This is a genomic window from Bradyrhizobium sp. WSM2254, from assembly GCF_000472645.1.
Classification (GTDB): domain Bacteria; phylum Pseudomonadota; class Alphaproteobacteria; order Rhizobiales; family Xanthobacteraceae; genus Bradyrhizobium; species Bradyrhizobium niftali.
Genome location: NZ_AXAB01000021.1, coordinates 104,817 through 128,727 on the forward strand (window position 1 = coordinate 104,817; position 23,911 = coordinate 128,727).

Annotated in this window: 22 protein-coding genes; 8 read left to right on the forward strand and 14 right to left on the reverse strand. The window is 59.5% G+C overall.

The features are described from left to right. Window positions 1-36 precede the first annotated feature (36 nt). The 5 genes from A3M7_RS0116060 (at window position 37) to A3M7_RS0116080 (ending at window position 7,881) form a co-directional block, all read left to right on the forward strand. Window positions 37-2,697, forward strand: a complete 2,661-nt coding sequence (locus tag A3M7_RS0116060; RefSeq protein ID WP_027544856.1) for an alpha/beta hydrolase fold domain-containing protein — start codon at window positions 37-39, stop codon at window positions 2,695-2,697. A gap of 284 nt (window positions 2,698-2,981) precedes the next feature. Continuing rightward, window positions 2,982-3,980 (forward strand): sugar ABC transporter substrate-binding protein, encoded by a 999-nt coding sequence (locus tag A3M7_RS0116065; protein WP_198033751.1) that lies wholly within the window; start codon window positions 2,982-2,984, stop codon window positions 3,978-3,980. Between the two features lie 22 nt (window positions 3,981-4,002). Further along, window positions 4,003-5,601: a sugar ABC transporter ATP-binding protein gene (locus A3M7_RS44260; protein WP_049823443.1), complete on the forward strand. Its 1,599-nt coding sequence runs from the start codon at window positions 4,003-4,005 to the stop codon at window positions 5,599-5,601. Continuing rightward, window positions 5,598-6,626, forward strand: a complete 1,029-nt coding sequence (locus A3M7_RS44265; RefSeq protein ID WP_049823444.1) for an ABC transporter permease — start codon at window positions 5,598-5,600, stop codon at window positions 6,624-6,626. Before A3M7_RS44260 ends, A3M7_RS44265 begins: the two co-directional genes overlap by 4 nt. Before the next feature lie 91 nt (window positions 6,627-6,717). Next, complete coding sequence (locus A3M7_RS0116080) at window positions 6,718-7,881, forward strand: zinc-binding dehydrogenase (protein WP_027544858.1); 1,164 nt, start codon at window positions 6,718-6,720, stop codon at window positions 7,879-7,881. Here the strand turns inward: A3M7_RS0116080 and A3M7_RS0116085 are convergent. The 7 genes from A3M7_RS0116085 to A3M7_RS0116120 all read right to left on the reverse strand — a co-directional run bounded on the left by A3M7_RS0116085 (window position 7,878) and on the right by A3M7_RS0116120 (window position 16,865). Further along, window positions 7,878-8,318, reverse strand: coding sequence for a DUF4172 domain-containing protein (locus A3M7_RS0116085; RefSeq protein WP_027544859.1), 441 nt, complete (start codon window positions 8,316-8,318; stop codon window positions 7,878-7,880). The genes A3M7_RS0116080 and A3M7_RS0116085 overlap by 4 nt on opposite strands. A 1,147-nt stretch (window positions 8,319-9,465) precedes the next feature. After that, the gene (locus tag A3M7_RS44270; protein WP_049823445.1) at window positions 9,466-9,786 is read right to left on the reverse strand and encodes a hypothetical protein; all 321 of its coding nucleotides are present in this window, start codon (window positions 9,784-9,786) and stop codon (window positions 9,466-9,468) included. 136 nt (window positions 9,787-9,922) lie between these two features. Continuing rightward, the gene (locus A3M7_RS44275; RefSeq protein WP_049823448.1) at window positions 9,923-11,017 is read right to left on the reverse strand and encodes a tyrosine-type recombinase/integrase; all 1,095 of its coding nucleotides are present in this window, start codon (window positions 11,015-11,017) and stop codon (window positions 9,923-9,925) included. A gap of 56 nt (window positions 11,018-11,073) precedes the next feature. After that, window positions 11,074-11,295, reverse strand: coding sequence for a hypothetical protein (locus A3M7_RS46585; RefSeq protein ID WP_245284261.1), 222 nt, complete (start codon window positions 11,293-11,295; stop codon window positions 11,074-11,076). A gap of 122 nt (window positions 11,296-11,417) precedes the next feature. Continuing rightward, window positions 11,418-11,753 carry a hypothetical protein gene (locus tag A3M7_RS0116105; protein WP_156936890.1) on the reverse strand — a complete coding sequence of 112 codons (336 nt, stop codon included), beginning with the start codon at window positions 11,751-11,753 and terminating at the stop codon, window positions 11,418-11,420. 163 nt (window positions 11,754-11,916) lie between these two features. After that, window positions 11,917-13,059, reverse strand: coding sequence for a site-specific integrase (locus A3M7_RS44280; RefSeq protein WP_084302204.1), 1,143 nt, complete (start codon window positions 13,057-13,059; stop codon window positions 11,917-11,919). Between the two features lie 464 nt (window positions 13,060-13,523). Further along, entirely contained in the window at window positions 13,524-16,865 is a 3,342-nt protein-coding gene (locus A3M7_RS0116120) for a phage tail tape measure protein (RefSeq protein ID WP_027544861.1), read from the reverse strand. A 485-nt stretch (window positions 16,866-17,350) separates the two neighbouring features. Between A3M7_RS0116120 and A3M7_RS0116125 the strand changes: the two genes are divergently transcribed. Both A3M7_RS0116125 and A3M7_RS0116130 read left to right on the forward strand, forming a co-directional pair. Further along, window positions 17,351-17,578 (forward strand): hypothetical protein, encoded by a 228-nt coding sequence (locus A3M7_RS0116125; protein WP_027544862.1) that lies wholly within the window; start codon window positions 17,351-17,353, stop codon window positions 17,576-17,578. Between the two features lie 139 nt (window positions 17,579-17,717). Continuing rightward, the gene (locus tag A3M7_RS0116130) at window positions 17,718-18,413 is read left to right on the forward strand and encodes a recombinase family protein (RefSeq protein ID WP_027544863.1); all 696 of its coding nucleotides are present in this window, start codon (window positions 17,718-17,720) and stop codon (window positions 18,411-18,413) included. Between the two features lie 336 nt (window positions 18,414-18,749). Here A3M7_RS0116130 and A3M7_RS0116135 read toward each other — a convergent pair whose 3' ends face one another. The 3 genes from A3M7_RS0116135 to A3M7_RS0116145 are packed head-to-tail and all read right to left on the reverse strand — an operon-like array spanning window position 18,750 to window position 19,582. Then, the gene (locus A3M7_RS0116135) at window positions 18,750-19,016 is read right to left on the reverse strand and encodes a hypothetical protein (RefSeq protein ID WP_027544864.1); all 267 of its coding nucleotides are present in this window, start codon (window positions 19,014-19,016) and stop codon (window positions 18,750-18,752) included. 1 nt (window position 19,017) lies between these two features. Then, window positions 19,018-19,392 (reverse strand): hypothetical protein, encoded by a 375-nt coding sequence (locus A3M7_RS0116140; RefSeq protein WP_027544865.1) that lies wholly within the window; start codon window positions 19,390-19,392, stop codon window positions 19,018-19,020. A gap of 1 nt (window position 19,393) precedes the next feature. Next, window positions 19,394-19,582: a hypothetical protein gene (locus A3M7_RS0116145; RefSeq protein ID WP_027544866.1), complete on the reverse strand. Its 189-nt coding sequence runs from the start codon at window positions 19,580-19,582 to the stop codon at window positions 19,394-19,396. A gap of 497 nt (window positions 19,583-20,079) precedes the next feature. Here A3M7_RS0116145 and A3M7_RS0116150 point away from each other — a divergent pair, with 497 nt between their 5' ends. Further along, window positions 20,080-20,262, forward strand: coding sequence for a hypothetical protein (locus A3M7_RS0116150; protein WP_198033753.1), 183 nt, complete (start codon window positions 20,080-20,082; stop codon window positions 20,260-20,262). Between the two features lie 224 nt (window positions 20,263-20,486). Here the strand turns inward: A3M7_RS0116150 and A3M7_RS0116155 are convergent, their stop codons facing one another. The 4 genes from A3M7_RS0116155 to A3M7_RS0116180 form a co-directional block, all read right to left on the reverse strand. Beyond that, the gene (locus A3M7_RS0116155; protein ID WP_156936891.1) at window positions 20,487-21,476 is read right to left on the reverse strand and encodes a hypothetical protein; all 990 of its coding nucleotides are present in this window, start codon (window positions 21,474-21,476) and stop codon (window positions 20,487-20,489) included. An 82-nt stretch (window positions 21,477-21,558) separates the two neighbouring features. Then, the gene (locus tag A3M7_RS0116160) at window positions 21,559-21,738 is read right to left on the reverse strand and encodes a ribbon-helix-helix protein, CopG family (protein ID WP_027544869.1); all 180 of its coding nucleotides are present in this window, start codon (window positions 21,736-21,738) and stop codon (window positions 21,559-21,561) included. 423 nt (window positions 21,739-22,161) lie between these two features. Then, window positions 22,162-22,347, reverse strand: coding sequence for a hypothetical protein (locus A3M7_RS48555; RefSeq protein ID WP_156936892.1), 186 nt, complete (start codon window positions 22,345-22,347; stop codon window positions 22,162-22,164). A 393-nt stretch (window positions 22,348-22,740) separates the two neighbouring features. Next, window positions 22,741-23,799 (reverse strand): hypothetical protein, encoded by a 1,059-nt coding sequence (locus A3M7_RS0116180; protein WP_027544870.1) that lies wholly within the window; start codon window positions 23,797-23,799, stop codon window positions 22,741-22,743. Between the last annotated feature and the right edge of the window lie 112 nt (window positions 23,800-23,911).

Sequence of the window (23,911 nt, forward strand, 5' to 3'; positions counted from 1 at the left end):
GAGTCATGCGCGCAGGCCGTTGGGAGGAACGATGAAATGCCTGAGTTGAAGTCAAGCTCGGAAAACAGACCCGCAGCGACGGAAATCTTTGACGTCGTCGTGGTTGGCGCGGGATTTTCCGGTCTCTATCTACTGCACCGGCTGCGCAACGCCGGATTCTCCAGCGTGGTTCTCGAGGAGGCCGACGATGTCGGTGGGACTTGGTACTGGAATCGATATCCGGGCGCGCGCTGCGATATCCAGAGCATCGATTACAGCTACACGTTCGATCCGGAACTTGAGAAGGCATGGAAGTGGTCGGAAAAATATGCCACCCAGCCCGAAATCCTGCGCTATCTTGGATTCGTAGCCGATCGTTACGATTTGCGGCGCGACATCCGCTTCGCCCGCAAGGTCCTGGCAGCGAAGTGGGACGAGGGCGAGGAATGCTGGCTGCTCACCACTGACAAGGGCGCGACGGTGTCCTGTCGGTACTACATCATGGCTGCCGGCAATCTCTCCACGCCAAAGCCGCCTGAGATCGAAGGCGTCAAGGACTTCACTGGAGAGATCCATTTCACCGGCCGTTGGCCGCATCACGAGGTCAAGTTCGCCGGCAAGCGCGTGGCGGTGATCGGCACCGGGTCGTCGGGCATCCAGGTGATCCCGAAGATCGCCGAACAGGCTGCACATCTGACTGTTTTTCAGCGCACGCCGAACTTCGCGCTGCCCGCCCACAATGGTCCCATGCCGGCCGACCGTCTCGCCATGCTGGAAGGCGATCGTGCCGGTTACCGGCAGCAGGCGCGCTGGTCGCTTGCCGGTGTGCCTTACCCACAGCAAACGTTGGTTAGCTGGCAGCTGACGGATGCCGAGCGCCGCGCAAGATTCGAGAAGGCGTGGGAACTCGGCGACCTGATCTATTGGGGGACGCAGCTATGGGCGGACCAGGTTGGAGACGTCGATGGCAACGGACTCGTTAGCGAACTGATCCGGGAGAAGATCGCCGGCATCGTGAACGATCCCGAGACGGCTACGGCGCTTATGCCCCACGACCATCCTTTCGGCGCCAAGCGCCCCTGTCTCGAGACCAACTACTACGCCACCTTTAACAGGCCCAACGTCACCCTGGTCGACCTGCGGCAGGAGGCGCTCACGTCGATCACCGCTTCCGGACTTGTTACCGATAAGCGTATGTTCGACGTCGACGCCATCGTGTTTGCCACCGGCTTCGACGCCATCACCGGCGCCCTCCTGGCGGTGCACCCGATCGCAGGTCGCGGCGGTAAATCCCTCTCCGAGGTCTGGGCCCACGGCCCGCAGACCTATCTCGGGTCGGCGGTGGCAGGATTTCCCAATCTCTTCATGATCACCGGCCCATGCAGTCCGGCGGCACTCTCGAATGTGGTGGTCTCGATCGAGCAGCACGTCGACTGGGTGATTGATCGGATGGTGGCCGCACGCGAAGCCGGCTTCAGCACCATCGAGGCGACCGAAACCGCGCAGAAGGCTTGGGCGCGCCACGTAGCCGACTGCTCGATGCTCACCCTGCATCGGCTTGCCAACACCTGGTACACAGGCGCCAACGTTCCCGGCAAGCCGCAGGGCATCATGATGTATGCCGGCGGCGTAGGCGCCTATCGCGGGATCTGCGACGAGGTCGTCAGCCGCGGCATGCTGGGCTTCAGGCTCACAGGCCCCAATGGCGCGGTGCAGTGCAACGACGGCGAAATCGTGCGTCTGCAGCCGGACGTGCGGTTGGTGTTGAACGCATTGGCGGATATGAACCTCCCGCCGTTCGAGTCGATGGGCGCCGAGGGCGCGCGCGGATTTCTGACCGAATTTAACAAGGGCCGCCCCCCGGGACGGCCGGTCGGCGAGGTGATCGACGGTACACTGCCGGGCACCGATGGCTCGCTGCGATACCGGCTCTACCGGCCGGCAAGCCCGGGACCTCATCCGATCGTCGTCTATTTCCATGGTGGCGGTTGGGTGCTGGGCGACGAGAAATCGGACGATCCGTTCTGCCGCGACATGTGCCGGCGCTCCGACATGATCTTCATCAGCGTCGGCTACCGACACGCACCTGAGCATCGCTTCCCGGTTGCGGCGGAGGACGGATATGCGGCGACCCGTTGGATCGCCGAGCACGCCACCGAACTCGGCGGCAATGCCGGGGCGGTTCTGGTCGCGGGCTGGAGTGCCGGCGGCAACATCGCGGCTGTCACCTGCCAGCTGGCGCGCGACCGCGGCGGCCCGCAGATCGCAGGCCAATTTCTGCTCTGTCCCGCAGTCGATTGCATCTTCGACCGTCCATCCTACGTCGACAATGCGACAGGCTACTTCCTGACGCGTTCACCGATGCATTGGTTCTGGGACCTCTATTGCTCGCCTGCGGATCGCCACGATCCTCGCGCTTCGCCGCTGCGCGGCGAGCTGGCAGGCCTTCCGCCGGCCTGTGTCGTGACCTGCGAGTTCGATCCGTTGCGGGACGAGGGCGTTGCCTACGCGGAAGCGCTCGCCGCCGCTTCCGTTCCGGTCGAGCAAATTCAGGCGCGGGGTCATTTCCACGGCTCGTTCACCATGGTCGACGTGGTGATCACGGGTGTCGGCAGCCGAGTACAGATGGCGGAAGCCCTCCGCCGCTTCGCTGGAGTTTCTATGAGGGCAGGACGAGATGGTCTTGCACCACACAGAGCAGCCGTGGCTGCTGAATAGCGGTACTCGGTCGTGCTCAGCAACGGCGGCGGAGCGCATCGCAGAAGCTTTCTGCGCGGTGAAAAGGTGGCGCCAAGAAACAAGAACTTGTCGCTTGGCGCAATATTCACCGAAGCCAATTCCCGAGACAGTACTGGCTGAACCAGAAATAGTGCTCCAGAGGAAACTAACCGATGCGTCTCCACGGGCATCCGTCATCGTAGAGCTCACCCACCGCAATTCACTTTTTCCGTCTGCTTGTCGGCACGCGTCCGCAGGGACGTATCAACATGAGAGTCTTACCAATGAAACGCGCTGGACATTCTGTGCTCGGTCTCTCTCTTTCCGTGGCTGCGATGGTGTGCATTGCTGTCACGCCGGTGCAAGCCAAGTCTTCAAAAGATAACCTCAAGATCGGCCTGATTTCGTTTAACCATGTCTCTCCCGTTCCGCATGTCCTCGCGAATATCGCTTTGGATGATTGCAAGGTCAGAGGATGGACGTGTGAGCTGATTGACGGAAAAGGCGATCCGATCGCCACGAGCAATGCCGGCCTTAACTTCGTCAATCGTGGGGTCGATGCCATCCTGAATGTTGTGTCGGACAACAACCAACTCGGGGCCGTGATCAAGGCGGCTAATGCCGCGCACATCCCCTTTGTTTCGATAGCTTCGGGCGACGTATCGGGCATAACGGCTGATATTGGGCCCAGCGGGGTGGTTCAGGGCGCGCTGATCGGCAACGAGGTGAGAAGTGCAATCGACCTCAAGGGACGCGTCGTGCTCGTTAACTGGAATGTACTCCCAATCCTGCGCGAACGCGAACGCGGCCTTCGGGCAACGATGGCGGACGACAAGAACATCGCAATTTCCGAGCTTGAGCTTCAGGGCCAAGGTTATCTGGAAGACTCTTACAACAAGCTTCTTGCCGCCCTGCGTGCGAATAAGGACGTGAAGGCGGTGGTGATGGGATGGATGGAGCTGGTGCCCAGCGCGCTTCGCGCCATCGAGCAGATCGGCATGAAGGACCAGGTCAAAGTCTACAGCTATGATGCGACTCCCGACGGACTAGACCTTCTCCGCAAGGGATCCTCGCTTGGCATGCTCGTTGGGGTCGGCACTAAGGAGACAGTTGAGTCCTCGATGCAGGCTATCGCCGACACGATCGACGGAAGCCCTCCATCTTATCGGTCATTGATGATGCGCTCCTGTCTTGTCACGAGGGAGAATGTGCCGCCGGCCGGGGGCGAGCCTGACTACAAGTCATGCACTCCGTTTACGACCGAGATCCGCAGGAGCAAATGACACGCAAGGAGCGGCCGTGAACATGCACGCCTCGTCGTGGAGAGCAAACGGTGAGTCCGCTGAGGTGCTGCGGGCCCACCGGATCATCAAGGATTTTGATGGCCAACGAGCCCTCGATGGCGTCTCGCTATCTCTCCGTGCGGGAGAAATTCACGCGCTCGTTGGCCAAAACGGCGCGGGGAAATCAACGCTCATCAAGGTTCTTACGGGTGTATATCCAGCGACGGCGGGCGATATCCTGCTGGATGGGCGGCCAGCGCACATTGTCTCCCCCCAACACGCAAGGCTGGCTGGAATTGAGGTCGTACATCAGCAGGGAAACCTCATTCCCTCGTTGTCAGTTCAGGAAAACCTGTTCCTCGGCCAAGCGCTGCCGCGACGGGGAACGGTGCTGATCGACTGGAAATCCGTCCGCCGAGGCGCCGAGGCGCTGCTGGCGCGGGTCGGAGTTCATATCGACGCGTCGGCGCCTGTTTCCAGCCTCCGAGCCGATGAAGCCGCCATGGTTTCCATAGCGAAAGCATTATCAACCAGCGCGCAGGTCGTGATCCTTGACGAGCCGACGGCCGCACTGACTCCAACAGAGGTCGAAGTTCTATTCGCTCAGATGCGCAGACTGGCCAAAGAGGGGCATTCGTTTATTTTCGTCAGCCACCGCATGAGCGAAATATTCCAGGTAGCCGATGCGGCAACCGTACTACGTGACGGAAAGGTTGCCTGGTCGTGCGCCCAACGAAGTGAGCTGAGCAAACCGGCCGTGATAGCTGCTATTCTCGGCAAGAGCGAAGAGGCTGTCCCTCCGCACGCTATTCCAGGGCACCGCCGTGCTAATGCAGCTGTGCGGCTCGACGTGCGCAATCTGAAAACCCACAATATCGCGGAGTGCAGCTTCACCGCGGCGCCCGGTGAGATTCTTGGATTGGCAGGCCTACCCGATAGCGGCGCCGAAGAAACCTTGGACGCGCTGTATGGGAGGACGAAAGGTTCGGCAGACGCTGTGATGGTGGATGGCGCGCGGATGCCTCTATCCTCGCCGCGCGAGGCAGTGCGCTCCGGCCTGGCCTTCGTGCCAAAGGATCGGCACAATGAGGCATTGATTCCGAATTTCAACGTACAGGCCAACATTTCGTTGGCGTCGCTTGACCGGCTTGTTACGGATCCGATCTCGCGGCTGATCAGCAGACGTCGCGAGCGGGACCTCGCGGCAAACCTCGCATCGCGTCTGCAAGTGAAGATGTCCGGCCTCGATGCATCGATCCGCTCATTGAGCGGAGGCAACCAGCAGAAATGTATCATCGCGCGCTGGATCGCAACCGATGCCAAGCTGTATTTGCTCAGTTCTCCCACGGCGGCGGTCGATATCGGCGCGAAGACAGAAATCTACAAGCTCCTGCGAAGAATAGCCGATTCTGGGGCCACGGTTCTCTTCACCTCGACAGAATTCGATGAGTTCGCGCGTGTTTGCGATCGGGTCCTGATCTTCTACAGAGGGCGAATAGCCGGAGAACTCTCGGGATCATCGATCTCCGAGACCAATATCCTGCATTTGGCGTTGGGCGATGACGGCACTCTCCCCATTCCTGGACAGAGCGTCACCGATCGGGAAGGAAGAATCGGATGAGTGATGACGCAACGCAAATTGGAATAGAGCAGCTTGGTAGAGCCGAAACTTCTCGAAGGACGAAGAGAGACCGTGATTGGAAGGCAGAGGTCTCTCGGTATGGGACGATTATCGCGCTCGTCGTGCTATTTGCGGTGTTTAGTTTCGCCCGCCCTGACGTCTTTGCTACCGAATTCAATATCTTGAGTATCCTAAGTCAGGCCTCGATCCTGCTGATTGTTTCGGTTGGACTCACGGTTTGCCTCATCATGGGATTGTACGATCTGTCGATCTCGGCTGTGGCGACACTCGGCAACTATATGATCTGCTCGCTGCTCGTCATGCAAGCGGACCAACCATATGTCTGGCTGACGATCGTGATCGTGATTGGTCTCTGCGCGATAGTAGGTATCGCTAACGGCGCAATCGTAAGTTATCTCGGTGTATCAGCGTTTATTGCGACATTGGCGATGGGATCTATCCTCACCGGTGTCATTCTTGGATATTCCCAGACCAGGACGATCGTTGGAGGCATCCCGGACAGTTTCCTGGCGCTTGGCCAGCAGAGCACTTTCGGTATTCCGAACCAGGTCCTGATCATGGTGGTCATCGTCGCGTTCCTCTGGGCCCTGCTGGAGCACACGCAGATCGGCCGCAATCTCTATGCGATCGGAGGAAGTGCTGAAGCCGCAAAGCTCTCAGGGATCGCCACCAAGCGTTACGCACTTCTCGCGCTTGGAATTTCCGGTGTATGTGCGGGCATTGGAGGCATGATCGCCGCCGCAAATCTCGCGGCGGGACGGCCGACTGGTGTGGGCGACGCCTATCTGCTCAATGCCTTTGCTGCTTCGTTCATCGGTGCCTCGACGCTGAGGCCTGGGCAATTTCACGTCCTGGGAACCCTGGTCGGTGTCTTGATCATTGGTGTGATCAGCAACGGGCTTTCGGTCCTCGGGGTTGAGACGTACTGGCAGTACATCGTGCAAGGAGTCTTGCTGCTCGCAGCGATGTTCGGGGCGGGCGTCATCTCGCGCCGCACCATCTAGTCGAGCATCTCCCGATCGTCGACCATCAAGATCTGAATTTGGCGGCGGAGTCACGGCTCTGTCACCGCTGCCCCCCAAACGAGGAATCAAGATGAAAGCCGTCGTCTGCTCCAATGCCGAACTGAGGGTCGTTGATCGGCCTGAAATTATCCCGTCCGAGGGGCAGTGCGTGCTCAAGGTCTCCCGATGTGGGATCTGCGGCTCCGATTTGCACATTCGCGATCACTGCGACCATCTCGGCAAGCTGTACGCCCAGCTTGGCTACACAGGCTTCCCGCGCGCCGACGAGGAACTGGTATTCGGACACGAATTCTGCGGTGAGGTGCTCGACTATGGTCCGGGGTCGAAGAAGTCGATTAGACCGGGAACGCGCGTTTCCGTTGTGCCGGTTATTCGCCGTGGCGCAGAAATCGATGGGATCGGGCTTTCCCGCGGCGCACCGGGCGCCTTTGCTGAAAGGGTGCTGGTCGATGAATTGATGATGATGCCGATTCCGAATGGGCTGCCGGATGACCTCGCGGCACTCACCGAGCCGATAGCTGTTGCCTGGCACGCGGTGAGACGTGGTGAGGTGACCAAGCGAGACGTTGCTGTGGTCATCGGTTGCGGGCCGGTCGGCCTCGCCGTGATCTGTGTGCTGAAGGCCTTGAATGTACAAACCATCATCGCCAGCGATTATTCGGCCGGGCGTCGGGAACTGGCGCGCCGCTGTGGAGCAAACGTCATCATCGATCCGGCCAAGGAGTCGCCCTACCACGACTGGAAGGATCATGAATTTATCGGCACCATTCCCGAACTTCTCGATGTTTCGGTCGGGACGCGGCAAACGTTCGGCAAGCTCCCGCTGCCGTGGCATTATGCATGGCGTTTCGCGGAGAAGGCGGGCCTTGCGCCCAAGCGGCCTGTCATTTTCGAGTGTGTGGGTGCACCTGGCGTGCTCGGCAGTATTCTTGACGGCGCCCCATTCTTCTCCCGCGTCGTGGTCGCCGGCGTTTGCATGCAGACCGACAAGATCGAACCTGCGATGGCAAGCAACAAGGAGATCGAGCTTCGCTTTGTGTTTGCCTATTCGCCCTTGGAATTCCGCGACGCGCTCCACATGATCGCCGAAGGAAGGATCGACTGCTCGCCGATCGTGACCGGACGGGTCGGCCTCGCTGGGGTCGACAACGCATTCGCGGCGCTTCGCGACCCGGAGAAGCACGCTAAGATTCTGATCGATCCAAGCAGCATGGCCACGACTCCGGTGAGCTAAGCAGACCTAGTGGTCGAGCCGTTATGCCAGGTCGCCGAGATCTCGCTGGAAGCAGAAAAGCAGAAAAGACGTCTCTTTCGCTCGTCCGCTGTGAGCTCGGCTTTGAACTTCTGCGTGGCGTCGAGCATCATCTCGACGACGCCTTCGACATTGCGGTCCGCCGACGGCAAGGCTCCTGCGTCCATGCCGAGGCGCCGCACAAGCGAAGAGCGCACCGCATCCTTGTCGAGTTTTTCTCCCTCGATTTCGCTGGACTTGAGGACTTCCTCCGTCAGGGTCGTCAGGACAGCTTCTTCCTGCTGCGCGAAACTGAGGGTCTGCATCCGGCCTATGAGTTGGCCCTGTCGAAGCCGGACGGCCGCGAGCAGCTTCGCCAAGGCATCGATATCCCAGGAAAAGTGAGGCCAATCAGGCGGTTGGTGGATGTATCCTGACATTCTCCCTCCGCGCTCCTTGCGGAGAATATGGCAATTGTTCCTCAGCATCCGTAAGGGAGTTCCCCGCAATTTATGCGGAGAATAGAGAGGCTATTCTCCGCATCGAGCGGGACTCTACGTGTGCACCGAGAGGTCAAAACAGGTACAAGCGTGTGCAATTTCGGCTAGTTTGGAGTGCGCACGTTCGCGTTCCATCCTATTGAGAGGATAGGGTAAATATTTGAAATCGCAAGACTATCTCTTTTCCGTGGCCCCGATGATGGATTGGAGCGAGAACTCTGGAGTTTCAATCGGTTAAGAGGCGGCGTATGCACGACGTGTGCACCGGGAGATCAAGAAAAATCTTCCGACATCCAACGTGAGCGAATTTTCCGAAGTGGTCGGGGCGGTCGCGGGGCGCCGCTTCGTCGGCCACGCATTCGCGCAGCTACACCTACGGCTTGTTCGATCAGTGATGCAGCGTCCTGGGATCGGAGCAGCTGACTCTTAATCAGCGGGTCCCAGGTTCGAGCCCTGGTGCGCCCACCATAAATTCCTCTGCAAAATCAGGCATCTAACTTCCTACTCACGCAGCACAGAGTGAGAACGTTTAGACGCATTTTGGAGCCATTTAGACGCTCTCGTGCGACAAACGTTCTGCTGGGTGATCGAACCCGGTTTGTGAACCGTCGTTTCCGGCGCGCGCGGCGTCCAGCGGACTTCCGCTTTGTGTCGGCACTGCGTGAGTGACGATAGTCATACCAGAAGCGAGAGCGCGTGTTCTGGCACGCGCTATGGACACTCAAAGGGTTCTTCCATTCACCTCTCTGAAGAGCGCAAGCACCTGTGACCCGTCCAACAGCTCGTCGCTCCAACTCAGAGGCTTTAAGTCGACGTCTTCCCAATCGAATGGGTCATGAGTTCGACCACTGTACGCGACCATGAATTTTGGGCGCCCTTCCGGAAATCCGTCGGGATAGGACCGATTCGATGTCACCAGGTAATTGGGCTCGATGCCTTTCCCTGTTAGCCCAATCCGAACAAACACCGCACCATGTTCTCTTTTGCATGCAACCATGTTTCGGAGCATTCCGCTTAGATAGGGATATGGCTTACGCAAGGTTTGGATGCATTCTGCTAAAGACGCAAAGTTCATCACGACACCACTTTAGCTGATGCTCAGACCGTGGTTGTCCTCTAAGTGCCTGATAACTTTGTCCAAGGCCTGGATTATCAGTAGCTGGTTCGCTCCGAACGCATAGTATCCGGTAATCGCTACCTCAGCGGATAGCGAGTTATCTACATTCTTGCGCTTTACTTTGTTGCCGTCAGAGTCGATGAATGTGATCGGATATGGGAAGTGACGGCCTTTCCCTTCAAATACTCCGTTGGGTCCCCAGTTTTGTGTTTTTGCGTTGTAGCACTCCCCACCGATAATCCTCTCAATCTCTAAGAGCAGGTGAAGACGGCTTTTCGAAATCTTTTTCATTTGCGTTCCGTGCACGATCACTGGTGCAAACCCTAGACTGCCTGGCGTCACCTTAGTCAATCATCCAAAAGCAGCAGGTTAAGCGACGCACGTTCGGCAGCACCGTTCCGCGGGCTGCCAATAGGTGGGTCGGGATTCAGACGCTCTCAGTCACTGCAAGCGCTGGGTTCTCCAGCGTGATGCTGTGGAACATTGCTTCAAGCTTGCGGGCAGCGCTCTCAGCCAGCCTCACGTCCCGGCCAAGATAATGCTTGTCCAGAATGCTCTCAACGTCCTTCAAGCTATGGCCTGTGAACGTCGCGATCTCCGGGACCGTCGAACCTGCGAGCGCCAAGCGAATGACTGCCGAACCACGCAAATCGTGAAACGTCAGATCCTCGTTGATGCCGGCACTGTCAAACGCTTTGCCCCACGACGAGCGGAAACCATCTTCGGTCCACGGCTGGTCGCGCGTATTCATCAGGACGAAGATTCCACGTTTCTTGCTGGCATCGAGGTACGTTTTGAGGGGGCCGCTGACCGGGATGGTGACGCGCTTCGCCTTGCTCCTCTTTCCGTGTCGAATGGTCTTGGACTGGATTAGGCGAATATATTTGCCGTCGTAATCCGACCACTTCAGTTTGAGCAGATCGCCCTCGCGCTGCCCGGTCCAGAGCGCGAGCATCATGGCATCTACCAATGGCGTGGAAGCGGCTTCGATCATCAGCTGAATGGCGCTTTCGCCCCAGACCTTCTCTAAGCGGTCGCCGCTCTCATACAGCCGGCCGCCACGCTCGCAGGGATTGACCCTAATCCGACCACGATCCTTGGCGACGGAAAAAATACGGGCGAGCACGGTCCAAGCATAGTCCGCCTTCCGCGGACTGTCGGCCATGCCGTCACGCCATTCCTTAAACTCGCCGCGAGCACCGGGCTCTTCGAGAGCGCCAATTGGCATGTCTCCAAACCCTTCTTCGATCAGTTTGATGTAGCGGAGGTAGTCCTTCTTGGTTTTCTCGCCGAGCTGCCTAAACTCTGTGGAGGACTTGAATTCTGCGATCAAAGAAAAGACGACCCCCTTGGGCGGGACCTTGCGCGTAGCGATCTTCTCGTTGAACTCTCGGAGGAACGCCTGGGTCCCATACTGCGCCTTGATCCGCGGGCCGCCTTTCCAAGCGTAGTAGTACTTGACTAGTTCACCACTCTTTAGCGTCGCTTGGGTCCAGTACAAGCCCGCAAGATTGACCCGCATCGTGCATCCTCACTCAAACAAACCGTGTTGATCTAGCGACAGCGGCCAGACACCTGTCAACGACTGACAGCCTTGTTGGCCTTCCACTCAGCCAAAAGACTAACAGATCGCGTTTTGTCGTCGATACTTGAGGCGCGATCCAATGCAGCGTCGATCGCTTTGCGATCCCAGCGATTGGTACCCGGAATTGCTGGAGGGACGATGCCTTTGCGGATCCAAACGTCGAAAGCTGCCGTTGTCACGCATCCGCAGTAGCCCGCGGCCTCGTTCTTGGTCATTCCCCTGCGTAGTACAGGAACGATCCTGTCGTTGTCGTTCGCATGTCTCATTAAGTAGCTCTCGACGTATGGGACCTCTGTGAAGCAAGCCCCGAGCTGAACGCTCGGGGCCGCCGGTTCGCCTAATTTAGCACGTCCGCTTTTGGACCCTGGCCTTGGAGAGCGAGCGCTTGTTCGAGGCTATCGCACGGGATCGCATCGACCAGGCAGCGGACCCCAACGTTGTTGGCGCTGACGTTGCGGAGGAGTGTCGCGCCCTTGATGGTAAGGGTTCCGACGCCATACGGACGCTTGGCGTCCTGCCACACAGCACAAACAAAGTCGGCTTCTTCGATGATTTTCCGAACTGGCTCCATTGTGCCGTCCATCAATGCCCGATTAGCGTTTGCCATTGCTACGAGCCGCGACAGATAATTGAAGATCTGTTGTGCTTCTGTTTGGGAGTTGCTTGGTAACATGTGCCTGCCTGCTCTATTGAGAATACAAGCAATTGTGCGGGCTCACCGAAATTCAGTCCACAGAACAGAAGCGGAACGTCGCCATGAAGCGCATCCGAAGGGATACGACCATGAGTCCGATCTCACCGAGGCTTTGTGCGATGCCGGTCCAGTAGGTCTTAAATCACGTCACTCGTTGATTGCATTTCGGCTTTCGCGTAATTCCAGCCGCCGCCTCCGCTTGATAGCGAGGGTGGTGGTGGCCGTAGACGCGCTCCAGCACCTCTACACTCATGCCAAGGTAACCTGCCGCCTGCCAAAGGTCTGTTCCGTTCTGCATTAGCCAGGTAGCGGCGGTGTGTCGCAACGTGTGTGGGGTGGCTTTGCCAGTCGATTGATCGATACCTGCCAGTTGCACGACCTTGGCGAAGCCCTTTTTGACGGACTTTACCGCCTTGCCGTTGAATTCGACGAAATGCTTTTTGGCTATCCCTAGGCGTGCCCAGCGCCGCAGATGAGCGGACAGGCGCGGCGGGAGCCGGACAGGTGTCTGACGTTTCTTCGTCGCCTTCGTGCCGATCGGCTTGCGGTAGAAGAGACCATTTTCAAGATCGACATATGAGTGGCCCATAGCGCGCAGCCTGGATGCTGATGCAATCGCTCCCGCCCGCGTGCCAGTATAGCAACCAATTAGCAAGAAGCGGGCGATGTGCCGAAGCGGCCGACGATCAGTCAGAATCTTTTGGCCCTTGTTGGTGCCAACGTGAATGGTCTGGGTCTCGCGGTAGCGATAAGCCGTCCAGATCATTTTCGCGGCCTCGTCGCGAGTAAGCCACCGATCTCGGGGCTCACCACGAACCGGCAGCCAGACGCTCACAATCCCGTAGTGAAGGTTCTCGCTTGAATGGTGATTGATGGCGGCGCGAAGTGTCTCAAGGTCACGACGCGCTCCGCCCTGGCCACCACCATTGCTACTCCGTTGCTTGACGTATCCCTTGCTGGCGTTGGTGTTGATTTCGGAAAGCATCTTCGCTCCCCAATACTCGTTCAGTCGTCCAATGCACTGGAGCAGATGGCGTTCATCTGAGGTGTATTCATCTTCCGGCTTATCTAACTCGATGCGGTCCTCAAGATAGACCCAGAGCACGTCCGCAACCGAAATGTTTTCGATGTCTCGGACCCGCCGGTCAGCCTTATGCTTCCTAATCAGGTATTCTGCGAGGAACTCTTCGGCTTCTTTTGGAGGAGTCGATTGATTTTCGCCTGCAACGATTCCTGAGGAGATCTCCCTTCGACCGTCACGAACGACCCAGACGGCACGCCGCATGACGCCGTGGCTCCCTTGCGCAGGACGTTTGTGAAGCCTGGGGCCTTTGCTTGGACGCGGCACAGCTTTCTCATCTCTTCAATATCGGCGAGTGTGGTGTAGTGTTTGCCGGCGATCATCTCATAAGAGAGGCGACCGCGGGCGATCTCACGGCGCAGCCCGCTTATCGTCATTGATCCATCGGGAAATGCCAACCTCGCAGCAGTTTCGAGTCGGAGCGGCGACGTCGGCGAAATAACGCCAGCGTCGTCGCTTGTCGACTTGCCGGACGCCTTGTCGCTCACGGGCATTGGGCCCTTTCGCTTGCCAATTCAGTTAGAACCCTTGGACGAAATTAGAGAGCTTAGGACGTTAGCTTCATTCTTGAACGTCGCAGAATCAGTTTGATCGACTCTGCATTTGCATTCAAGGCTCTTGCGTTTGTAGCTGAGCAAATGAGAGCCGCCCACGGCGCCGCCTCTCCCTTAGGTGTACTCGGACTCGCTGTCGTGAGCGCGCCAGTTCATCGACTCGTCGACCCGGCGCTGCACCAGCGTTGCGAGGGCTTCCGGATCGTGGCTGTGGCCGTTGATGTGGATCGCGACGTTACCGCCAGCACTACCACCAAAGCCACCCCTCATCGGGATGCCAGACTGCGGAGCAGCAGGAACGTTCTTGACAGCATCAGCCGGCGATGGGACCTGACCGATGGGATTGCCGCGACGAACCATCAGGTTCTTGTCGGCGTCGATCCAGTGCTCGCGCACCGCATCGCCATCGTTGCCGGCCAGCATCTTGATTTGCAGTCGGCCGTTCTGCATCCGGGTCTCTCCGGTCGCGAGGCCGACATGACCACCGGGCTGATTGTAAGCGCGGCCGTGGGTCTGAAGCAGAACATCATTGCGCTTAACGTCCGGCGGACTGATCGCGGAGCCCCATTTCTGGAAACTGTTCGCCACCGCGCTGCCCGTGCCGTTACCCCCGGCGGCGTCCAGTGCCTTGTTAACGAAGCGAGCGCACCAAGCATTTGACCTGCCGCGGACATCACCGCCAAGGGCTGCCGCCAACACTCGGTTGTCGGTATACTCGTTCATGCCCTTGTACTTCTCTGCCCACGCAACAGCGTCGCCGCTGCCGGCAGAACCACCGCCTGACAGTGCGTTCATCTGCTTGCGAACGCCCGCGGGCCAGCCGCCGTTCAACCCGCGGGGATCATTCGCGGCACCGACCGGGGCATAGCGCGCCCCCATCTTGTCGAGACTGCCACCGGCCAGACGGTAGTTCTTCGCGACCACTTGGCCCGCCCGGCTGATTCCGGCGTCGAGACTGGCGAATTGCATTTTTCTCGCCATGCCGGTTGCCGGGTCCATCAGACCTGCCACGTTGTTTCCTGACAGCACATGACCATTGCCGGTTTCGTGTGCGATCACACCGGCCAGTAGCGCGGGTGAGATGCCGTTGGCTCTGGCTGCCGCGACGATCTGATCGTATTTGCCTGCGAGAGGAGTACCGGCGAATTTCTTGTCGAAGGCCGACCTGCTCATGTCGTCAACGCTACCACCCCCGCCGTTGAATGACGGGATGTTGCTGCGCTTGATGATGCCGGATGACCCCAAACCGAAATTCGGAAGGATGCCGCCCGGTGTTATGCTCTTCCACAGAGCATCGGGGGTGCCGGCGCCGCTGACGATCCGGTTCATGTTGGCGCTGATTGCCGTGCTGCCGCTCAATCCGCTGCCGGAAATGCGTCCGCGGGAACTGAAGTCAGTGCTCATGAACGATGCGCGTTCGATCTTCCCACCGAGATTGTCCAGCTTGTTCCCGATGAAGCTCATCGGGTGAACGTCCGCGGGGTTGAAGCCGTCGCCACTCTGCTTTTGGTAAAGGTCTTTCTTGTGCTGGCGTTGCCGCTCTCGCCATTGGCTCGTCGTCTCTCCCGGCCGCTTCTTGGCGGCGTCGGAGATCCCGGCGTCGTTGTTCTCCGCGAGGAGCCAAGCGAGTAGCGCGGTAGATCCGACAGGGTTTGCGCTGGCGGCCCCAAGCAACGCCCGACCGGTGAGCAGGCCGGCGATGCGGCTGATGATGTTCGCGAAGCCAGAGAGAACCGCGATCACCGGGGCCAGCAAGCCGAGTGCGACGGACAACCCGACGATCTGGCCGGCCAACTTACCGAGGACTTCAGCGCTGTTGCCGTCCCTGCCCATGGCGATGGCAGCGCCCTTCAACAGGGTGATGACGGTATCGGAGACTGACTTGAGCCCACCCACGAAGCCCGACGCAAAGCCGATGATCTTGTCTACGTCGATCGACGATATTTTCGCGGCGATCTTGTCGAGTGCGTCGCCCATGTTGGCGATGCCAAAGGCCATCTTCAGCCGCTCAACAAACTCTCTCGACTTCTCCCCGATCTTGCTGGAGGTGACGATGCTTGTGTGCTTATCGAACCAGTCCGACATCTCAATGAAGGTCTGCTCGAAGCCGCTTCCGAACTTTTCCCATGCGAGACCGAACATGGCCTTGATACGGTCCCAGCGCTTCTGAAGCGAGTTTAGCTTGGTGCGGGAGAACGCTGACACCGCGTCGCTCTTCTGGTCGATTTCCTTCAAAGTCTCCCGGATTTGATCGGAGGCCTTTGAAAGCTGAACTATTTCGTCCCTCCATTCTCGAAGACCGGCCAGGTTCGCGAACTTCGCTCGGTTCTGCTCAGTCATGTTCCGCATCTTCTGGAACATGTCCAACATGAACTCGGTTGGAGCCGACGCCATCCGCTGAGCCATCTGCGCCCGGCCGCCGTACCCGATCATCCGCGCAGCCTGGTCCAGGTCTTTCCCACGCTGCCCGCGAGCGTTGCCTGCGTTTGCAAATTCGGAAGTCAAGTAGCCGAGGAACGTACCGGCCTTGTTCGGTTGGAGGCCTGCCGAGATGCCCACCGACGTGAAGGCGCTCAGGTCGGTTTCCTTCATCTTCGTCGTGCTCAAGGCGGAAAGGGCACGTTTGTTCGCCTCAACCACTTCGTTCGGGTCTGCGGCGGTCGCCGCGGCGGCAACAGCAACCGAGGTCATCATTCTGGCAACGCGGGCCGGGTCGGCGTTCCGGACGTTCCCATAGAGGCTGGTTGCAGTCTTACCTGCCAGCTTCATCAGCTCACCGATGTTCATTTCGAGCGCCGACGACGCTTCCAGGGCGTTTTCGGTGATCTTCTTTGCGGCCGTGCCGTCGAAGCCCTGCTTTAACGCCTCCGTGTAGCTGTCCAATACGGCGGCTGCACTCTCTCCAAATCGGAGAGCAATTTGGTCACCCCAGTCGCCGCGAAGTCGCTTCACGTTTGCTGTTGACAAGCCTCCGAAGAGTTGCGCCTTGGTCTCGCTCGCCTCAGCTTCCATCCGTTTCTTGAACGCGGATGCGACGCCGGAGATGGTGATGCCGCTGGAGATGAGCGCGGTGGTTGGCGAAACGCCGCGGGGGAGCGCGCCGCGACCGCCGGAGCTGGCACCACGACTAACGGCGCGTTGCTCGGCCTGCCTGCGGTTGTAGGTCTGACGGTCGAGGCGGTCCAGTTCGCGATGGAACGCCCGCGCGTCACGCAGGCTGTCTGCATAGGCCGACTTCCATTCAGTGCGATAGGTCGCAGCGGCCTTCCGAGCGTCGTCGGTGATCTTCTGGAGGCCGGCTGAGACACTGTCGGGAAACAGCTTGGATGCTGAGATGCCGTTGATGGACTTGACTGCGGCCTCAAGCTTGCGAACGTTCCGGAGAAGTCCGGTGATGACGGGGCTCGCGCTGTCGCTCGCGGTCAAGGACGCATGGACACTGATGATCTCTGACATTTTTTCTCTTGTTCGTTGGCGCAGTCGGGCTGCGCGGATGGTGACGAGGTAAATCGTCTTTTGGAAAATGCGCTCATACGGCGCGGAAAACGGTGACGCCCGATTGTTTCGGGGGTGGGGGTGCGGATGCATGAACCTCCCGATGCGGGTGGGGTACATCCGAAGGGCCAGGGGGTAAGTGGCCCCTTTTGGCCGTGGCTGGTCAGGACAGGTCAGCGACTCCGGTGGGTAGTGCGCCCAAAAACTTTCGCTTTCACCCCTCCCGCGCTCGCGAGCGCTGGGAAACCTTGACAGCCTGATGGCATGCGCAGCGCGAGCGAGACCTTGCGCAGCGACGATGCTGAGTCTATGTGTTGCCACGAAGTCTCGTCATGAGACCTGTGCGCCCCTGCTTCGTCGGGGACCGTGCTCATCGCAACGCGCCGCATCGATCATCAACTCAAGGGCTGTGCCGTATCTGGCGCGGCCCATGGAAGGATCATGCCATGAGCACGACAGTCACATTCAAAGCCGTCCAGCGTCGTTTCGAACGCTCTCAGAACTACCGCAGCAAGATTTGCACGCTCTCGCCACGGGAGCGGCAAGGCATGCATGGCAGCCGCTTCGCCTTGGTCAAAGACAACACCGTCTTGGACGCTGGCGATCTGGAGACGGTGGAGCGCTGGTGCCGAGACGCGGGCGTATTGCACCGGAGCGAAACGATCATCGCCTAGCTGGTGCTGCAAGGCGGTTGGACCGGCGATCACCGCCGGTCCGCCGTCCATTGCGGGCACAAGATTTGTATTGACGGAGCCTTAGGCCGCCCGTTACAGATATGTCAACGGACGTTGAGGCATTCGTAACGGGCAGGCCATGGCGCAGCACAACGGGAAGTTCGTCACCTACTACCGGGTTTCCACCGGCAAGCAGGGTAAGTCTGGTCTCGGCATCGAGGCTCAACGCGCCGCGGTTGCGGCGTATCTCAACGGTGGCGACTGGACGATCGTTGCCGAATTCACCGAGGTGGAGTCGGGTAAGCGATCTGACCGGCCCGCGCTGGAGCAGGCACTGGCCGCGGCGCGACTGCATCGGGCTGCGCTGGTGGTCTCAAAGGTTGACCGCCTTACGCGCTCTGTCGCCTTCCTGTCCCGCCTGCTTGAGGCCGGCGTTGACGTTCGGTTTGCTGATCTACCCGCGATTGAAGGTGCGACCGGCAAGTTCATGTTGCAACAGATGGTGGCCGTGGCGGAGTTGGAAGCCGGCATGATCTCAGCCCGCACCAAGGCAGCACTGGCAGCGGCCAAGCGCCGGGGGAAGAAGCTTGGCGGCAACCGTGGCGTTGTCCCCGGTGCGAAGATGCAGGAAGCTTCCCGGAAAGCCCTCTTGGAGCGCACCACGAAGCATGCGGCCGATATCGGGCCGACGATCCGCAAGCTACAGGCGGACGGCGCAACGTCGCTACGGGCGATTGCAGATCGCTTGAACGAGGCCGGCATTCCGACCGCGCTCGGCAACGGAAAGTGGCAGGCGGTGCAAGTGCAGCGCGTCTTGGCACGACTACCGCAGTGATACGCAATAGCTGCCGGCGCTGGCGAAGGACCCGGTAGGACATGCGCGGCCGGGCAGACGGGCGAATGCCCGTGGCGAGTCGGGATGGAGCGCGACACAGCAGGCTCCGGTCGCCAAATATCCGACCGGACACGCGCCGCTTGTCTTGATGATCTGATCGCGACCGTTGGTGGGCTGGCAGTACGGGGCAGCGAGGGCGGGAGGCGCGACCATGGCGAGAGCCACCGCGAGTGCGAGCAGTTTCGCAAGTCTCAAGATCACCTGTGTCGCGCCTCCCTATGTGAACGGCGGCCTCTGGAGAGAGCTGAACCGCCGTCCAATCTAACGGGCTGCCTGTCAGGCGGCCAGTGCTGCTTTGCTCATCTCCGCTTCGATCTCCGCGAGCCGTGTCTTGGCGGCCGCCACGGCGGCTTCTGCTTCTGGCACAAGCGCAAGGGCGTCCGCATGCATCCGCTCAGCCATGGCCAGCTCCACTTGAGCAGCGGCCAAGCGCTGCCCTCGCTCGCGGGTGACAAGGTGTCTGGCGCGTTGCTCGCGGGCATCGGGGGGGATTGCCTCGATGGCAACCCGGGTTGAGATTGCGCTGCGCAGTCGTCGTGTCATGTCAGTTCCCCTTGTTTTCGCCGCGACTTGCAGCGATCTCGCTCATCATGGACTTCGTGATGCCGGTAGCCTTGGCGTGGCGTGCATGCCATGCGGCATCGAGCGGCCGTTTCCGGCGCATCTCGGTGATTGTGCGCTCCGCGTTGGGTTTGTCTGGCTGTTGCGGCCGGCTGAAGCCGCTCGGTGCCCGGTCATGTAGGTCGCGAAGATAGTCCTGGACGGACAGCGAGCCTTTACCGGGGACTGAGATCAGGTCGCCGTCCAACGTGCTTCCAGCCAAATCGATTGCGACCGTCGCCATGGTCGCTGAGTTGAGCGCATAGCCTCTGGCGCGTGCGGCAGAGAGGACGGCGTCCTCAATTGCGTCCGTGGTCATCTCAGGCAGCCTCCCGCTTGAGGCCGGCGATCAGAAATCGACGCATCAGGCTCGATCGGTTCGGGGCCGATGGGTCGTCGGCTTGTGCCGCGTCGTCGATCTTGTCGATCAGTATTTTGGGTAGCCTGATCCCGACATAGACCATCGGCGACGTGACAAGCTCGTCCGCGTTGAAGGCGGTTTTCTTCATGGTGTTCTCCAAAGAAAAACCCGCCGCGCCAGTGAAGGCGACAGCGGGTCTGGGTAGAAATGGAAATGGACCCGCTTGGGGTCCATGTGGTTGATGCTGGGTGCCGTTTAATCGGGTGGCATCGTGACAAAGAATGTACACCCATATTGAGAGTTTGTCTAGTCCGCGAGGCTCGGAATGCGAATTGCGTGCGAAAAAGCGTCTCGCTTTTCAGTGGGGTAAACGGGCGAGTCGACGGAGCTTTTCATAGCCCACCATCGATCACGCTTGATGGCTTGCAGCGGAGCTCGTAGAGCGCAACTGACGGTGAGAGCTGGGATGGTAGCCTCCATCCTGAAAAACGCATGAGCGATCGATACCCGCAGCGTCTAGCCCCGGTCTTGTGGTGGTGGTCGCCACCTACAGAAGCGTGGTCCACTCGTTTGATCCTCACGAACGTCGAGCTTTGCGAGTGCACCCACTCTGCCGAATGCGGCCACGGTATCAGGCCGGCCGGCGTGACGCATCTCGACAACCGCGGAAGGGTTCACACCTTCACTGAGCAGGTAGCGAGCTGCGGCGAGCAGCGGCGTGCGGGAAGCCGGCAGGCTCGCCCCATCCGGGAGCAGGATTTCGAACCGACCATGTCGGTCATCAGCTTCGCGGACGGTGACGCGATGGCGGCCGGCAGGTTTTCCTGAAGGTCGGGAAAAGTTGAGGCGGCGGGTGGTCTGGTCCAGTGAAGTTGTCATGGAAAACGCTTTCGGCCGGTGGCACGCTCTGGCGGCCTGGCATGGTGATGATGGGAATGCGAGAATGGAGAGCCGGTGGCGGCCCTAGGGAGGAGGCGGGGCACCGGCTGAATGGGTGACGAAGGTCGATCGACCGGCAGCGCGCCGCTGGGCTGCTGCGGGTCAAGGTTGAACTAGATCGCCATCGCTGACTTGGCTTTGTCGCCAGAGTTGTAGTCGAGCCACATCCGCCTCTCCAAAAACTCAAGAGGGCGCGTGTGAAAGCAGATTTCCGACCGGCTGGCCTGCATCTGCCGGATACCGAACTCGAAAGACCGTGAGCCCTTGATCTTGCCTGAATGGCAGAGAGCAACAAACTGCCGTATGAATTCCGGCCGCTCTTCTTGCGGTGCCTTCTGAAACATCCCCCAGCATCGTTCGGCCGCTTCGCGATACGGGCGCGTGTCCTCGTCCTGTCGCTGATTTTCATTGCCGGCTTGCGGTGATGCGCCATCGCCAACCTGAGACGAATCCAAATTAGCCGGCCCTCGCTCGCCGGAGGCGGGCGCAGATTGAGGCGGGTCTTTGGGGTGGGTCTCTGAGCGGGGTCCCTGAGAAGAGTCGGGTGCGGTGACCGGACTCTCATGCACAGGTGACCGCATCCCTCCTGACGGGTCACCGCACCCCTCCTGACCGGTCACCTCACCCTCCTCGGATTGTGGGGGTGCGGTGAACGCATCCTCTCCAGATGCGACAGCGAAGGCTCCCCACTTCTTCAGACGGTACTCATTGACCTCGTCAGATTTGCCTTTCTTGGTGCTCTTGACGTTCAGGACTGCCTTGCATGGGACAAGCTTCCTCTCCCCGCTTTTGGAGCGGATTTCACGCTGTCCGGTTTTCAGTTCCTTGATGATGCGCTTTGCGGCGCGGGCGTCCTTCGCGATATCCTTCGCGAGGGTTTCGTAATTCGGATAGGCGCTTCCCCACCGACTCTCATCTCCGGAGCGCCCCTCGTTCAGACGATCTACGACGCAGACCAGCGCCCTGAACTGGGCGTCTGTGATTTCCGGATCTTCAGCGTAGGACCGGATTTCTTGCAGCTTGCGGCCGGCGGTGATCTGTATCTTCACGCCTTCCGGTGACGTGAGGATCGGCGCTTCCGAGTTGGGCTTGCTTTTCTTCAAGTTTGGCTTCATATTACGGCTGTCATCTAATAGTGAGTGTCCTCAGCCCGCCGCGTCAACGGCGGGTTTCTTTTGGATCGGGTTATCGTGCGGTGCCCTCAACCTGCATTCGGTCGAGCAGGTCATTCAGCGCGCGTCTCGCCAGGTCGCTTCGCGAAAGCTTCAGGCGATGGCGGGCTTCATCGATGCGAGCCATCTGGTGGGCGGCGAGGCGGACGGCCAAAACCGGCCGCGCGTTTTCAGCGTCGTAGAAGTAGGGCATCAGGTTCTCAGTGGTTGATGTTTGACAGGGCTGTCGAAAGGAGACCCTGCGGCGCTCAGTATAGGGGTGTTAAATTTTTGGAGTCCACACGGCGCCGCACGGCTCTAAACGGCGCGTGCCAGAATGCTGGGTCAACGTTGGGTACTTGGATCGTCAGAGCAGCCAGCGGGGGTTCCGCCTTGAGTGATGCACGGTCGATAGAGCCAAGGCAGAACATAACTGCCCGACCACATGCCGCGCCCACTGCGTTCGGCTTCGTGCTGAGCAGCCCCGTACTTCCCTTTGGAGGAGCGCGGCCAATTCAGCGCGAGGCCGTTGCGGACCAGCTAATCGGCGACGTTGACTCCGAACAGCGGCCGGCCGAGAAGCATGTCCGGCAGGCGCGCCGCGGCATCGGCGCTCGCTCCCATTTTGGGGCGCAGCCTACGCCGTCTCCTCGGGCGCGATGGTGAACCCGCCAACCTTATCCCCCTCAGCTCCGAGCCGGTCCTGTTCGCTCTCCAGCTCCAGGACTATGTCGAGGTAGTCCTTGAACGTGGCCGATGGGCCGAGATGCCCGTCGATCAATTCTCGAAGTTCTTTCCTGAAAAGATCTGGTTTGAAGGCCACCCTCGTCTCCCATTGGATCTGTGCCAACGACTACTTCGGCATCGCGCGGATCATGATGCCGACCCATCGTCGTGCAATGAACTCGCGACCCGGCTTGCCGAACGCGCAAGAAGCAGAGAACCAGGGCGGCACATGGACGCTGGACGCGCGTCGCTAACCCCTGTCAAAGAAAGTGTTGGTGCTGGTCATCTGCGCTGGTGAAGTTCGAAGCCTTTGCAGAATCTTTAGACAGCTCTGTTTGTGAGCCCAATATGGAGCACCAGCGCCGTCCGCCAACATCGCATCGCAGTGTTCGATCATCAGTTCCAATGCCGCGCACAAGGCGATGAACTCACTATCTCCAACCGTTACGGTGTGTTGGTAAGTCGTCACGTACACTCTCTCCCGCTGACATCAGGCAGTTGCTCGCAGGCCCTCATACAGGCGAGTGAACGAGGGGGCCCCCTTGAGCCGTAGGCGAAGCCTCACTGGCGAATCTGCATCGCGATCCGTCAAAGTCAAAGTCAAATCTGTACCAACGCCGAGCGTTCGCACGGCCAGCATCGTGTCTCGGCTGCTGATGATCCCAAGAAACGCGGTTTCAGGATCGTCCTCGCTCGCGGACCCATTCACCTCGAACATGCCACCGCGTACCAACGGATCATTCTCGGTCCCGCGCCCCGAACCGTCTGCGATCAGGCCAAGGATGAACGGCGCCTTCACCAGATGCGGCTCGAAGGGCTCCTCGTCGGGCATCAAATGAAGATAGGGTGTCAGCCGAAAATGCAGGTCGGTGTCGATTGTGCCATTCAGGTAGCGACTGACGGAGCACGTTATCTGCAAAGAGGTCGCCATTTCCTGTGGAATTGCCGCGGTCACCCGGTGATCGCACACCAACTTCCCGCCCTCCTTGCGCCACCTGCCATCTGTGGCGGAGGACTGAGTTCCGTTCCAACTATTCCCCCACGATTGTGCTGTTGGTTCCTTGGCCGCTGGAAGCTTCGGCTGGGGGACTTCCCGCGCGATCTTTCCGCCTACCATCCAATCGTTGAAGTCTGTTCGTTGATCACTGTTTCGCAGCCACTCGTCGTTGAGTTTGAGAAAATGTACTCGCCCTTCGATCGGTAACCACTCGGGAAATGAGGTGCGCCACGCCGCGCCAGTGGAAACCCATTCTCGAACGTACAGCGCGTGAGTGACGTCCGTGGCGGGCAAATTCCCCCGTCGTATCGCTTCCAAGATTGCGTCGCAGAAATCGGCATGCCTCATGTCGTTGTACGCACGGTTCAGTTGGTCAATCGAACGTAGGCTTGCGATGCAATTTGCCATTTCCTCTGGAGTAGCCCGAGGCGCCTGTTCGATGGTGCGGCGTCTGCGCTCCGTGTTCTCATGAGCGACTTGCTTGACGTAGTCCCATGCGGTTGGCGCGGGCTGCCGGGAAGTGCCCCCAAACAGGTTCTTCCAGAATCCCATGTGCCGCCCTCCGTTCCGCCCTGCAACAAGTATAAGTTGGTGAGCCCTTTTGCTGCAATCAGTTTTCCATCGCCGACCACGCATGACAAAGGCTGAAGGCTGCGTCGCGGGC

Bases quoted from the DNA above. Each gene is read 5' to 3' on its own strand.
- A3M7_RS46585 (WP_245284261.1), bottom strand. From the start codon at position 11,295: ATGACCAAGAACGAGGCCGCGGGCTACTGCGGATGCGTGACAACGGCA.
- A3M7_RS0116130 (WP_027544863.1), top strand. From the start codon at position 17,718: ATGGCGCAGCACAACGGGAAGTTCGTCACCTACTACCGGGTTTCCACC.
- A3M7_RS0116125 (WP_027544862.1), top strand. From the start codon at position 17,351: ATGAGCACGACAGTCACATTCAAAGCCGTCCAGCGTCGTTTCGAACGC.
- A3M7_RS0116065 (WP_198033751.1), top strand. From the start codon at position 2,982: ATGAAACGCGCTGGACATTCTGTGCTCGGTCTCTCTCTTTCCGTGGCT.
- A3M7_RS44275 (WP_049823448.1), bottom strand. From the start codon at position 11,017: ATGCGGGTCAATCTTGCGGGCTTGTACTGGACCCAAGCGACGCTAAAG.
- A3M7_RS0116135 (WP_027544864.1), bottom strand. From the start codon at position 19,016: ATGACACGACGACTGCGCAGCGCAATCTCAACCCGGGTTGCCATCGAG.
- A3M7_RS44260 (WP_049823443.1), top strand. From the start codon at position 4,003: ATGCACGCCTCGTCGTGGAGAGCAAACGGTGAGTCCGCTGAGGTGCTG.
- A3M7_RS0116060 (WP_027544856.1), top strand. From the start codon at position 37: ATGCCTGAGTTGAAGTCAAGCTCGGAAAACAGACCCGCAGCGACGGAA.
- A3M7_RS0116080 (WP_027544858.1), top strand. From the start codon at position 6,718: ATGAAAGCCGTCGTCTGCTCCAATGCCGAACTGAGGGTCGTTGATCGG.
- A3M7_RS44280 (WP_084302204.1), bottom strand. From the start codon at position 13,059: ATGCGGCGTGCCGTCTGGGTCGTTCGTGACGGTCGAAGGGAGATCTCC.
- A3M7_RS0116180 (WP_027544870.1), bottom strand. From the start codon at position 23,799: ATGGGATTCTGGAAGAACCTGTTTGGGGGCACTTCCCGGCAGCCCGCG.
- A3M7_RS44270 (WP_049823445.1), bottom strand. From the start codon at position 9,786: ATGAAAAAGATTTCGAAAAGCCGTCTTCACCTGCTCTTAGAGATTGAG.
- A3M7_RS0116120 (WP_027544861.1), bottom strand. From the start codon at position 16,865: ATGTCAGAGATCATCAGTGTCCATGCGTCCTTGACCGCGAGCGACAGC.
- A3M7_RS0116160 (WP_027544869.1), bottom strand. From the start codon at position 21,738: ATGCCCTACTTCTACGACGCTGAAAACGCGCGGCCGGTTTTGGCCGTC.
- A3M7_RS44265 (WP_049823444.1), top strand. From the start codon at position 5,598: ATGAGTGATGACGCAACGCAAATTGGAATAGAGCAGCTTGGTAGAGCC.
- A3M7_RS0116145 (WP_027544866.1), bottom strand. From the start codon at position 19,582: ATGAAGAAAACCGCCTTCAACGCGGACGAGCTTGTCACGTCGCCGATG.
- A3M7_RS0116085 (WP_027544859.1), bottom strand. From the start codon at position 8,318: ATGTCAGGATACATCCACCAACCGCCTGATTGGCCTCACTTTTCCTGG.
- A3M7_RS0116105 (WP_156936890.1), bottom strand. From the start codon at position 11,753: ATGTTACCAAGCAACTCCCAAACAGAAGCACAACAGATCTTCAATTAT.
- A3M7_RS0116140 (WP_027544865.1), bottom strand. From the start codon at position 19,392: ATGACCACGGACGCAATTGAGGACGCCGTCCTCTCTGCCGCACGCGCC.